This is a genomic window from Amycolatopsis viridis (assembly GCF_011758765.1).
In the GTDB taxonomy this organism is placed as follows: Bacteria; Actinomycetota; Actinomycetes; order Mycobacteriales; family Pseudonocardiaceae; genus Amycolatopsis_E; species Amycolatopsis_E viridis.
Window position 1 is genome coordinate 901,864 of record NZ_JAANOU010000001.1, and the last position, 12,060, is coordinate 913,923.

Consider the following 12,060-nt stretch of genomic DNA (forward strand, 5'->3'; position numbering starts at 1 on the left):
TGGCGGGGTGCGCGCTGTCGTCTACACCGAGTTCGGAGCACCACCGCAGGTCCGCGACCTCCCCGACCCGGCGCCGGCCCCGGACGGAGTGGTCGTCGCGGTGGAGGCGACGGGCGTGTGCCGCAGCGACTGGCACGCCTGGCGCGGCCACGACAGCGACGTCACCCTCCCGCACGTCCCCGGCCACGAGCTGGCCGGCCGGGTCGTCGCGGCCGGCGACCGGGTCCGTCACTGGCGGCCTGGGGACCGGGTGACCGTCCCGTTCGTGTGCGCCTGCGGCTCGTGCGAGCAGTGCGTCAGCGGCAACCAGCAGATCTGCGCCCACCAGACGCAGCCCGGGTTCACGCACTGGGGTTCCTTCGCCGAACTGGTCGCCCTGGACCACGCCGACGTGAACCTCGTCCGGCTGCCCGGGCACCTCCACGGCACCACCGCCGCCGCACTCGGCTGCCGCTTCGGCACCGCCTTCCGCGCCGTGCTGCGCCAGGGCCAGGTGCGCGCCGGGCAATGGGTCGCGGTGCACGGCTGCGGCGGTGCCGGTATCTCCGCGGTCATGCTCGCCGTCGCCGCGGGCGCGCGGGTGGTGGCGGTCGACATCGCACCGGAAGCCCTTGCGCTGGCGACGAAACTCGGCGCCGAAGCCGCGCTGGAAGCCGGTGCGGACACCGCCACCGCGATCCGCGAGATCACCGGCGGCGGTGCGCACGTCTCCCTGGACTGCGCCGGTCTTCCGCAGACCTGCGCGGCTTCGGTGGCGAGCCTGCGACCCCGCGGGCGCCACGTCCAGGTCGGGCTGTTGCCGCCCGGGCTGGGTGTTCCGCCGATCCCGATGCACCGGGTCATCGCCGACGAGCTCGTCCTGCTCGGCAGCCACGGTATCCAGGCCCACGAGTACCCGGAGATGCTGGCGCTGATCGATCGGTCCACAATGGACCTCGATGCGCTGGTCGGCCGCCGCATCACCCTGGACGAGGCGCCGGGAGCGCTGATGGCGATGGACGATCCGGCCGGGGGCGCCGGGGTCACCGTCGTGGAGCTGCGAGTGTGAGGGCGCCGGGGAGCTACCAGGAGCTGGCGGAGCTGCTCCGTGGCCGGTTGCCGGCACTGGCCGGCGGGCAGCTGCGCATCGCCCACCTGCTGCTCGCCGATCCGGAAGGCACGGCCTACCGCGGCATCGCGGAGGCTGCACGGCTGCTGGAGGTCCGCGAGTCCTCGGTGACCCGGTTCGCGAACATGCTGGGGCTGCCCGGTTATCCCGACATCATGGAGCTGTGCCGCGGGTGGGTCGCCGAGCAGGCGCAGCTCGCGCGGCGCACCGAACAGGCCGGTGAGGTGGAGTCGCCGGGCGGGTTGCTGTCCGCGGCGCTGGAACAGGAACAGGCCAACCTCGCCCGCACGTTCGGCCGCATCGACCGCCCGTCCTGGCTGCGCGCGGTGGAACTGCTCGCCGGCGCGCCACGGGTGCACGTCATCGGGCTGCGTGAGTCACGCGGCGTGGCCGATCTGGCCGCGCAACGACTGCACGAGATCCGGCCCGCCGTGCACCAGCTCGGCCGCGGTTCGCTGCCGGACGAGCTGGCGGAACTACACGAGGGCGAGGTGCTGCTCGCGATCTCGGTGCGCCGCTACGCTGCCGACACGGTGCGAGCCGCCGGATACGCCGGGGAAACCGGCCTGCCGGTGGTGGCGCTGACCGACAACCCGGCCGCGCCACTGGCCGGGACCGCGGACGTCGCGCTCTACGCGGAAACCAGCGGGGTCTCGCGCAGCCGCTCGCTGACCGCGCTCACCGCCCTCGCCCAGGCCCTCGTCACCGAGGTGGCGATCCGGCTGGGCGATCCGAAGCCGGACCACGCCCTGCTCGACGCCCTGCGCTTCTACCACTGACGGCGACCGGGGCCGCCCTCCGCGGAGGGCGGCCCCGGTCGGCCCGGTTCACTAGCGCCGGTCGGTGACTGTTCCGCTGGGGTACCACTGGATGTAGCCCCACTGGAAGTTGTTGCGGCGGCCGCCGGCGGAGGGGAACTCGCCGGAGGTGGGATAACCGAGGTAGGAGCGTTCCCAGCCCAGCGCGGCCCATCGCTGCCGGATCGCGCCGTACACCTCGTGCGCGCCCGTCGACGGCGAGAAGTAGATCGATGCCGCCTTGTCGAAGTGGTTGTACTTGCCCCGCCCGTCCGGCGCGGTCAGCTCGTCGGTGACCGGGTAGCCCATCGGGCCGGTTTCCCAGCCGGTCTGCTGCCACACCTGCCGGATCAGGCCCCAGACCGAGTGGGCGCCGTTCGCGGGCGTCCAGTAGACAGAACCCTCCCGGCTGAAGTGGTTGAAGCGGCCCACACCGTCCGGAGTGGACAGCTCATCGGTGACCGGGTAGCCGAGCGGGCCCGCCTCCCAGCCGTGTTCCGCCCACTTCTGCCGGATCACACCCCAGATGGCGTGGGCTCCGGTGCCCGGCGAGAAGTACACCGAGGCGGCCAGCGTGCCCGGCGTGCCGGCGAAGTGGTTGTAGCGGCCCGTGCCGTCGGGCGTGGTCAGCTCGTCCGTCGCCGGCGCGCCGAACCGGGTGTGACCGCCCAGCTCCAGGTACTTGCCGAGGATCGCGCCGTGGACCTCGTGCACACCGGTCTGCGCGGACCAGTACATCCGGCCGTGCGCGTAGACCCGGTACCGCACGTTGCCGTCCTGCACCTCCGGTGCGGCCGGCGCGCCGAGCAGCGCCCGCACGGCGGGGTCGCTCGTGTACCGCTGGTCGATCGCCGTCGCGTAGTTCGCAGTCAGCGTCGAGTCGGCGGTGACCGTCAGCGTGCGGGTCCGGGCCGCCGGACCGTCGGCCCAGGCGGTGAACCGGGACACCCCGTCCGCGGCCGTCTCCGCGGCCACCACGTCCAGTGTGACGCCCTCGGTGACCAGCGCACTGTTCACACCGCCCTCGGACGGGATCTGCAGCGACGCGGGCACGTTCGACTTCAGCGTCAGCCGGTGCCGCCGCGGCCAGGCCGTGTAGCTGGTGCTGGTGGACACGCCCGCGCTGTCGGTGGTCGTGGCGGTCAGGACCATGCGCGAATCGGGGTGGTCGGTGAACGGGAGGCGGAAGGCCGAGCCGCTCGCCCCGACGCCGGGATGCGAGTGGCAGGTCGCCTCTTCCGGGCAGTGCAGCACGGTGCTGGTCCAGTTGACCTGGAGCGGGCCGTCCTCGGCGTCCGTCGCGGTCGCCGCGAGCGACACCTGCTCGCCGATCGCGAAGTCCTTCGCGGCCGGTTCGGTCAGCGTGATCACCGGGGTGTGGTTGGCCGGTGCCACGGTGAACGACGTGGTGCCGGACCCGCCCAGCGGGTCGCGCACGGTCAGCGTCGCAGTGTACGGGCCGTCGCCCGGGTACCGGTGGGTCGCGGTCACGCCGCTGCCGGTCGCGCCGTCGCCGAAGTCCCACGCGTAGGTCAGGGCGTCGCCGTCGTAGTCGGTCGACTGGGACGCGTCGAAGGTCACCGTGCGGGTGGCCGGGTCGGCCGTCGTGGCCGCCTTCGCCACCGGGGTCGTGTTGCCCGTGACGTAGCTCAGCCGGCGCAGGTTGCCGCTGTAGATGTCGGCGTACACGATGTCGCCGTTCGGTGCCGCGGCGAACTTGACCGGACCACCGATTCCGGTGGCGAGCGGTGGGTCCTGCGGCACCTTGGTGAGCGTGCCGGCCGAATCCCAGCGCGCGGTCCACAGCTTCTTGCCCACGTAGTCGCCGAAGAAGAAGGCGCCCCGGTACTCGGCCGGGTAACTGGATCCGGTGTAGACGATCCCGGCGGTGACGCTGTTGCCCTGGTTGGTGGCGTTCCCGTGGTGGTACTCCCACAGCGGCGGTGTGTTGGTCACCGACGCGCAGCCCGGCAGGTCCGCGTAGCCCGGGGTGCGGTGGTTGCCCTCCCAGCACGGCCACGCGTAGTTGCGGCCGGGCTGCACCAGGTCCAGCTCCTCCCACTCGTTCCAGCCGACGTCACCGGCGACGGGCAGGCCGCTGCTGGGATCGAGGCCGAACCGGAAGGGGCTGCGGAACCCGCTGGCGAACACCCGGCTGCGGGCCGATGCCGGGTTCGCGGCGTCGTAGTAGGGGTTGCCCGGCACACCGGCGCCGGTGGCCGTGAGGTGCAGGATCTTGCCCTGGAGGCTGTCGCGGTCGACCGCCTTGAGGGCGTTCTCGTCGACCCGGGTGTAGTCGGCGTTGTCGCCGGTCGACACCCACAGCGTGCCGTCCGCGGCGGCGATCAGGCCGGTCATGCCGTGCACGTCGGAGCCGCCGGGCAGGTCGATCAGCGTCTGCTCGCCGGTGATCCCGGACGGCTCGGGCGAACCCGTGACCGTCCACCTCGCCAGCCGCAGCGTGAAGGTGCTGCCGGACGGCACCGAACGGATCAGGTAGATGGTCTTCGAGGTGGCGTAGTCGGGTGCCACCGCGACGCTGACCAGGCCGAGATCGCCCTGGTTGCGCACACTCAGGGCGCGCAGGGTGCGGGTGGTCGTGCCGTCGGCGGCGGTCCAGTTGAGCTTGCCGCTCTTGCCGGTGCTCAGGAAGCCACCGTCGGGCAGGTAGGCGAAATCGGTGAGGTCGAAGGCGTTCTGCCCGGTCGGCTGGTCCAGCAGCGCGAAGCCGGGCGGCGGGGCGGCTGCGGCCGGCGGCGCCGACAGCGCCGTAACCAGGCCCAACGTGATCAGTGTGGTGCCGAGGAGCGCGAAGAGACGTCTGATTGGCCACCGAGAGTGCATGTATCCCCCTTCCGGGCGTTCGCTTCCTCTTCGCCCGGAAGGGGGCTTTCGTTGCCACGAGTTATTGATCCGTGATGCGAGAGGTTTTTCATGAAAGCGCTCTCGCTGGCCGCTCCGGTCTGTTGTGGACAGTCAAGCCGGTGCGCCGGCCCTGGTCATCGCCCGCAGAGGAACCACAGCGTGCAGCTCGGCGGTGTCCACCGCGGCGGGGTGGTCGTGGTGACGCGGCCGGTGGGCGTGCCGGTCTGGCTCGCGCTGCCCGGGCCCGGCGTGGGGGTGGGCAGCGCGCCCGACGACGGGGGTACGGCCGAACCGGTGACGGTGACCGTTCCGGTCGGGGTCTCGGCACCCGCCTTCGTGGACCGCGGGATGCCCTCGCCCGGCTCGAGCGGGCCGCGGGACTCGTTGGTGACCACGATGCGGGACGAGCTGTTGGTGCGTTCGGTGGGCTTCGGGTTCTCCGGAACACCGCCGCCGCCGAGGCCACCGGTGGGCCCGGCCGGGAGGCTGATCAGTGCCGAGTCGGTGCCGGTCGGCGTGTCCGCGCCGACCTTGACCAGGATCGCGGCGAGCCCGCAGCCCAGCACGACCGCCAGCATGACCGCCACCACCTGGAAGCGGGAACGCGGCGCCCGCGGCTCTTCCGTCCGGCCCTCGCGTTCCAGCAGTTCGGCCACCGACACTTCGTCGTTCACCGGACCCACCTCTCGAACGCGAAGTCATACCCACAGTTGCGCGCATTTGTACCGCAACCGGGTGAAGGTAAAGCTGTTGGGGCAGCGAAAATGCTGCCTGCATTACTGTCGGTGCTGGGAAATCGCACCGAGCAACTGCCGCAGGCCCGCAATGGCACGGGCGAAGGAGTCGGGGGAGCTGGTGGCGCGAGCGAGCACGTAGCCGCCTTGCACGACCGCCGCGATGGCTGCCGCGGTGGCGTCCGGGTCGAGGCCCGCGGGCAGCTCGTCGTGGCGCACACCGTCGGCGACCACCCCGGCGAGCCGCTGCCGCAGCCAGTCGAACGTCTCGTGCACCGGCTGCCGGAGGTCCTCGTTCGCCACGATGTCCGGGTCTTGGGCCAGCCGCCCGAGCCGGCAGCCGCGCAGGATGTCCCGTTCGCGCAGCAGGTAGGCGTCGATGCGCTCCAGTGCGGTGCCCCGGCCGCCGAGCGCCGTCTCGGCCTCGGCCCGCAGCTCGGCGGCGCTGCGCTGGATGGCGGCGAGCGCCAGGTCGGCCTTGCCGGCGAAGTGGTGGTACATGCTGCCCTGGCCGGCCTGCGCGTGCTGCTGGATGGCCTTCGGGCTGGTGCCGACGTATCCGCGGTCCCACAGCAGCTCCTGCGTGCTGCGGATCAGGCGCTCGGCGGTGTCCGGCATGTCCACGGCATCACTGTACCTACGGGTAGGTACGGCGGATCAGAGCAGTTCGGGGGCGTGCTCGCGCACTGCGGCGAGGACCTCGGCCACGCTCGGGTTGACCATCGCGGCCGGGCCGACGAACACCGTCGGCACCGTTTCGTTGCCGTTCGCGACCTCGCGCACGCGCTCGGCTGCGCCCGGTTCCTCCCAGATGTTCACCTCGGTGAACGGCAGGCCGGCCCGCTCCAGGCCCGCGCGCAGCGCCATGCAGAAGCCGCAGCCGGGGCGCCAGTAGAACTCGACCGCGCGCTCAGTGTTCATACGTCCAGGTTAACCGGCACCCGGGATCGTTGCCGAGCAGTGATCTTGCGACAAGTAACACGAAAGGGTGATAGATCGAAAAAACAGGCGCAGCGTGACGAACCCGTCCCGCTTCAGCGTGGCACGGGAGGCCCGTTGTTTCGACAGTACTACCACTCTGCCCGAATTCTGTTACTCTTCGTGATCGGTGCGCTGGTCGCTGCCGGCACGCCGGTCGCCTTCGCGGACAACGTGACGGCGGGCCATGACGCTCTGCGCACCGGCTGGGACGACGACGAGGCCGGGCTGGCGCCGTCACAGGTGAGCGCCACCGACTTCGGCCAGCTGTTCGCGGCCCAGCTCGACGGCCAGATCTACGCCCAGCCGATCGTCGCGAACGGGGTCGTCATCGCGGCCACCGAGAACAACCACGCGTACGGCCTCGACCCGGTCACCGGCGCACAGAAGTGGCACGCCTCGTTCGGCAAGCCCTTCGCCGCGGCTACCGTCAGCTGCCAGGACCTGGCGCCGAACATCGGCGTCACCTCGACCCCGGTCTACGACCCGTCCAGCGGCACGGTCTACTTCACCGCCAAGGTCGACGACGGCCCGGACGCCCAGCACCCGCACTGGTACCTGCACGCGCTGGACGCCAAGACCGGTGCGGAACGCTCCGGTTTCCCGGCCACGATCAAGGGCGCGCCGAGCAACAACCCGGCCGTCCCGTTCAACCCGATGACCGCGATGCAGCGGCCCGGCCTGCTGCTGCTCGACGGCGTCGTCTACCTGGGCTTCGCCAGCCACTGCGACCGCACCCCGTACGTCGGTTACGTCGTGGGTGTCAACGCGACCAGCGGCGCGCAGACCGCGATGTGGGCGACCGAGGCCGCCGCCTCCGACGAGGGCGGCATCTGGCAGTCCGGATCGGGTCTGGTCTCCGACGGCCCCGGCCGGATCATCGTGGCCACCGGCAACGGCGTCGCACCCGCGCCCGGCCCCGGTGACCAGCCGCCGGCCACGCTCGGCGAATCCGTCGTGCGGCTGCAGGTCGGTGCGGACGGCAACCTGACGCCGGTCAGCTTCTTCAGCCCGCACGACAACACCAAGCTCAACCAGGACGACGCCGACCTCGGGTCGGGCGGCCCGATGGCGATCCCGTCGCGGTACGGCAACACCAACCACCCGCGCATGGTGGTGCAGATCGGCAAGGACGGGCGCCTGTACCTGCTCGACGCCGACCACCTCGGCGGTTCCGGCCAGGGCCCGAACGGCGGCGACGCCGTGGTCGGCGTGACCGGCCCGTTCCAGGGTGTCTGGGGCCGCCCGGCGTTCTGGGGCGGCGACGGCGGTTACGTCTACGTCGTCGGCGCCGGCGGCCCGCTGCGCGCGTTCAAGTACAACTCGGCCGCTCCATCGCTGACCTCGGTCGGCAACACCGCGGACAACTTCGGCTACACCTCCGGCTCGCCGGTGGTCACCTCGAGCGGCACCGCATCCGGTTCGGCGCTGGTCTGGGTCATCTACACCACCGGCCCGACTGGGGCGAACGCCCAGCTGCGGGCCTACGACCCGGTGCCGGTCAACGGCGTGCTCAAGCTCCGGTACTCGGCTCCGATCGGCACCTCGAGCAAGTTCTCCGTACCCGGCACCGACGGCGGCCGCGTCTACGCGGGCACCCGCGAGGGCAAGCTGTACGGCTTCGGCCGCCCGACCACCGCGGTGCTCGCCACCAAGCCCTACGACTTCGGCTCCGTGCCGGTCGGGCAGACGGCGAACGCGACGGTCACGGTGACCGCGAACCGGGACCTGACGGTGACCGGCGTGTCCACCGAGGCGCCGTTCTCGGTGAACCTGACCACGCCGGTGACGCTGACGAAGGGCCAGACGCTGTCCGTCCCGGTCCAGTTCACGCCCACCACGTGGGGCGGGGCCACCGGCAGCCTGACCTTCACCACCGACGCCGGCACCGCCGCGCTCGACCTGCACGGCCAGGGCACCCAGCCCGGCCTCGGGGCGAACCCGTCCGCGCTCGACTTCGGCGCCGTGCGCACCGGCGCGGCCAAGGAACTCGGCGTCAACATCGTCAACACCGGCACCACGCCGGAGACGATCACCGGGGTCACCGCGCCCACCGGTGCGTTCACGTCGGAGAACCTGCCCGCCGCGGGCACCGTGCTGCAACCGGGCGCGTCGCTGACCGTCTCGGTCGTCTACACGCCCACCAGCGGCACGGACAGCGGGGTGGCGGAGAGCTCGAAGTTCAGCGTGACCAGCGACCAGGGTTCGGTGACCGTCCCGCTCAAGGCGACGGCGCTGTCCGGACAGCCGCAGCTCACGCTCGAGCCGGAACTGGTCGACTACGGCATCGTCCCGGTCGGCAAACCGGTGACGAAGACGTTCACGATCGCCAACACCGGCACCGTGCCGCTGACCGTCACCAAGGCCAAGGCGCCCGAGGGCGTGTTCCACACCGACACACCGCTGGCGGAGGGCCAGGTCCTCGCGCCCGGCGACGAGCTGCAGCAGACGGTGACGTTCACGCCCACCGACGCCTACCCGGCGACGGCGCAGTACCAGGTGACCGGCGACGACGGCCGGGGCGCGCAGATCGTGACCCTGACCGGGAACATGGACCCGATCACCGACTACTACAACAAGCTCGGCGGTGCGCGGGGTTCGGTCCTGAGCGACCCGGTGTCCGGCCAGTACCCGACCGCCAACGGCGGTGAGGCGCAGGACTTCCGCGGCGGCACCATCTACTGGTCGCCGAACACCGGTCCGCACGCCGTGCTGGGGGACATCCTCGCCAAGTACAAGGCGATGGGCGGTCCGTCGAGCACGCTGGGCTACCCGGTCACCGACGAGCTGGTCACGCCGGACGGCATCGGCCGGTTCAACCACTTCGAGCAGGCCGCCGGCGGGTCGATCTACTGGTCGCCGGCCACCGGGGCGCACGCCGTCCAGGGCGCGATCCGGGCGAAGTGGGCCGCGCTCGGCTGGGAGGCCGGCGGCCTCGGCTACCCGGTCACCGACGAGCTGGTCACGCCGGACGGCACCGGCCGGTTCAACCACTTCAGCAAGTCGGCCTCGGTCTACTGGTCGCCCAGCACCGGCGCCCACGCGATCGTGGGCCAGATCCGGGACAAGTGGGCCGCGCTCGGCTGGGAGGCCGGCGGCCTCGGCTACCCGGTGACCGACGAGCTCGGCACACCCGACGGTGTCGGCCGGTTCAACCACTTCAGCAAGGACGGCTCGATCTACTGGACCCCGTCCGGCGGCGCGCACAACATCTGGGGTGCGATCCGGCAGGTGTGGCAGCAGACCGGTTGGGAGGCCGGACCGCTGGGTTACCCGGCCACCGACGAGCTGGTCGCCCCGGACGGCACCGGCCGGTTCAACCACTTCAGCAAGTCGGCGTCGATCTACTGGTCGCCGTCGACCGGCGCGCACGAGCTCTACGGCGCGATCCGGGACCGCTGGGCGCGGCTGGGCTGGGAGAAGTCCTACCTGGGTTACCCGACCTCCGGTGAGTTCGCCGCGGACGGCGGGCGGCGGAACAACTTCCAGTGGGGTTACATCCAGTGGTACCCCAGTGGATCCGTCGTGGACCGGCGCTACTGAGGTGAGCGGGGAGGCCATCCGCCCGGGTGGCCTCCCCGCTGCTCACGGGATGACCTTGCGCTTGCGCAGCTCGTCGAAGATCGACAGGAACATGCCCTCGGTGTCGACGAACTCGTGGAAACCGAACCGCCGGGCCTTCGAGCCGTCGGCGATCACGTCGTAGTCCCAGCCGAATACGAAGTCGCCGAAGCGCCACGAGGACACCTCGTCGTACGACGGCTGGAGCCCGTACCGGTCGCGCATCGCGTTCCACAGCGGTTCCTTGTCCGCCATCACGGTCTCCAGCGACATCTGCAGCGGCGGTGCGACCTCCAGATCGAACCAGCGGGCGAGCTTCGGCCACAGCTCGCTCCACCGGAACAGGTCACCGTTGTTGATGTTGAACGCCTGGTTGGCGCAGCGCTCGTCCGTCGCCGCCCACACCGTCGCCTTCGCGAGCAGACCGGCGTCGGTCATCTCCAGCAGCGAGGTGTAGGCGCCCGGCTTGCCCGGGAACCGCAGCGGCACCCCGAGTTCCTTCGAGATCGACGCGTAGACCGCGATCACCGTGGCCAGGTTCATCGGGTTGCCGAGCGCGAACCCGCACACCACCGACGGCCGCAGCGCCGACCACGTCCACGCCTTGCCCTGCTGTCGCTGTTCCAGGAAGTTCTGCTGGTCCACATTGAACTCCGGCGGCATGTGCCCGGCATCGTCCTCGCGCGCCGGGGTCCGGAACGGGCCGAGGTGCGCGCCGTAGACCTTGTAGCCCTGCATCAGGCTGACGTGCCGCAACCCGCGCGCGACGGGTTCGATCGCGTCCACGAGGTTGACCAGCATGCCGACGTTCGGCGGCACCAGCTCGGCCCACGTCGGCTTGTCCTGGTAGGCGGCGTAGAAGACGTGGGTCACGTCGGTCAGCCCGGCGAGCGCGTCCCGCGTGCCGGCGGGATCCAGCAGGTCGACCGCGATGTGGCGGACGCGCCCGCGGTCCGGTGCGCCGCGCCGGGACAGCCCGACGACGTCCCAGTCACCGAGCGAGACCAGGTGCTCGACGAGGTTGCGACCGATGACCCCGTTCGCCCCGGCGACCAGGGCGACCTTGCGTTCGTTGCTCATGATCCCAGCGTGCGCCGGGCTCGCTGATAAGTCGAAGTCCCGTTGGTCAGGGGAGGTATGAGCAACGTTTATGGACCGCGGAGGGCGCCTGCTCAGCCCCAGGTCCGCCCGGTGATCCGCTCGTACACCTCGATGTAGCGGTTGCGGGTGGTCTCGACGACGTCGGCCGGGATCTCCGGCGCGGGCGGGGTCTTGTCCCAGCCGGTGCCGCTGACCCAGTCGCGCACGTACTGCTTGTCGAAGGAGAACTGCGGGCGGCCGGGCTGCCAGCGGTCGGCGGGCCAGAACCGCGACGAGTCGGAGGTGAGGACCTCGTCGCCGAGGGTCAGCACCCCGTCGGCGTCCCAGCCGAACTCGAGCTTGGTGTCGGCCACGATGATCCCGTTCGCGGCGGCCCGCTCGGCTCCCGCGCGGTAGATCGCCAGCGTCAGCTCGCGCAGGCGCTCGGCGGTTTCGCGGCCTTCCTGGGCGATCACGTCGTCGAAGGTGATGAATTCGTCGTGCCCCTCGGTCGCCTTGGTGGTCGGCGTGAAGATCGGCTCCGGCAGTTTGCTGCCCTCGACCAGCCCGGGCGGCAGCTGGACGCCCGACACCGTGCCCCGCTTCTGGTACTCCTTGAGACCGAGCCCGGTCAGGTAACCGCGGGCGATGCACTCGACCTGCACCATCTTCAGCGGCTTGACGCGGACCGCGCGGCCGGCGAACTCCTCGGGGACCTCGGTGGACACCACGTGGTTGGGCACGATGCCGCTCAGGTGCTCGAACCACCACAGCGACAGCTGGGTGAGCAGCTTGCCCTTGTCCGGCACCGGGGTGGGCATCACCACGTCGTAGAGGGAGATCCGGTCGGAGGCGACCAGCACGATGTCGTCGCCGTCTTCGTAGAGCTCCCGGACCTTGCCCGCGTAGATGTGCTTCATGGTTCTCATCCCGTGTC

9 protein-coding genes are annotated in these 12,060 nt (G+C 71.2%); 3 read left to right on the forward strand and 6 right to left on the reverse strand.

Annotated elements, in window-relative coordinates:
- The first annotated feature begins 7 nt into the window (after nt 1–7).
- Nucleotides 8–1,048 (forward strand): zinc-dependent alcohol dehydrogenase family protein, encoded by a 1,041-nt coding sequence (locus FHX46_RS04580; protein WP_167110939.1) that lies wholly within the window; start codon nt 8–10, stop codon nt 1,046–1,048.
- Nucleotides 1,045–1,887: a MurR/RpiR family transcriptional regulator gene (locus FHX46_RS04585; RefSeq protein ID WP_167110941.1), complete on the forward strand. Its 843-nt coding sequence runs from the start codon at nt 1,045–1,047 to the stop codon at nt 1,885–1,887. The genes FHX46_RS04580 and FHX46_RS04585 overlap by 4 nt, the downstream gene beginning before the upstream one ends.
- Nucleotides 1,888–1,938: 51 nt before the next feature.
- On the opposite strand, the gene FHX46_RS04590 is transcribed toward FHX46_RS04585, so the two are convergent.
- The 4 genes from FHX46_RS04590 to FHX46_RS04605 all read right to left on the reverse strand — a co-directional run bounded on the left by FHX46_RS04590 (nt 1,939) and on the right by FHX46_RS04605 (nt 6,425).
- The gene (locus FHX46_RS04590) at nt 1,939–4,689 is read right to left on the reverse strand and encodes a PQQ-dependent sugar dehydrogenase (protein ID WP_390622581.1); all 2,751 of its coding nucleotides are present in this window, start codon (nt 4,687–4,689) and stop codon (nt 1,939–1,941) included.
- A 215-nt stretch (nt 4,690–4,904) separates the two neighbouring features.
- Entirely contained in the window at nt 4,905–5,444 is a 540-nt protein-coding gene (locus tag FHX46_RS04595) for a hypothetical protein (RefSeq protein WP_167110944.1), read from the reverse strand.
- A gap of 102 nt (nt 5,445–5,546) precedes the next feature.
- The gene (locus FHX46_RS04600) at nt 5,547–6,122 is read right to left on the reverse strand and encodes a TetR/AcrR family transcriptional regulator (protein ID WP_167121114.1); all 576 of its coding nucleotides are present in this window, start codon (nt 6,120–6,122) and stop codon (nt 5,547–5,549) included.
- 39 nt (nt 6,123–6,161) lie between these two features.
- The gene (locus FHX46_RS04605) at nt 6,162–6,425 is read right to left on the reverse strand and encodes a glutaredoxin domain-containing protein (RefSeq protein WP_167110946.1); all 264 of its coding nucleotides are present in this window, start codon (nt 6,423–6,425) and stop codon (nt 6,162–6,164) included.
- 180 nt (nt 6,426–6,605) lie between these two features.
- Between FHX46_RS04605 and FHX46_RS04610 the strand changes: the two genes are divergently transcribed.
- Complete coding sequence (locus tag FHX46_RS04610; protein ID WP_167110948.1) at nt 6,606–10,025, forward strand: choice-of-anchor D domain-containing protein; 3,420 nt, start codon at nt 6,606–6,608, stop codon at nt 10,023–10,025.
- A 42-nt stretch (nt 10,026–10,067) separates the two neighbouring features.
- Here the strand turns inward: FHX46_RS04610 and FHX46_RS04615 are convergent, their stop codons facing one another.
- Both FHX46_RS04615 and FHX46_RS04620 read right to left on the reverse strand, forming a co-directional pair.
- A complete protein-coding gene (locus FHX46_RS04615; RefSeq protein ID WP_167110950.1) occupies nt 10,068–11,123 on the reverse strand; it encodes an SDR family oxidoreductase in 1,056 nt (351 codons plus the stop codon).
- Between the two features lie 92 nt (nt 11,124–11,215).
- Nucleotides 11,216–12,043 carry a phosphoribosylaminoimidazolesuccinocarboxamide synthase gene (locus FHX46_RS04620; protein WP_167110952.1) on the reverse strand — a complete coding sequence of 276 codons (828 nt, stop codon included), beginning with the start codon at nt 12,041–12,043 and terminating at the stop codon, nt 11,216–11,218.
- Between the last annotated feature and the right edge of the window lie 17 nt (nt 12,044–12,060).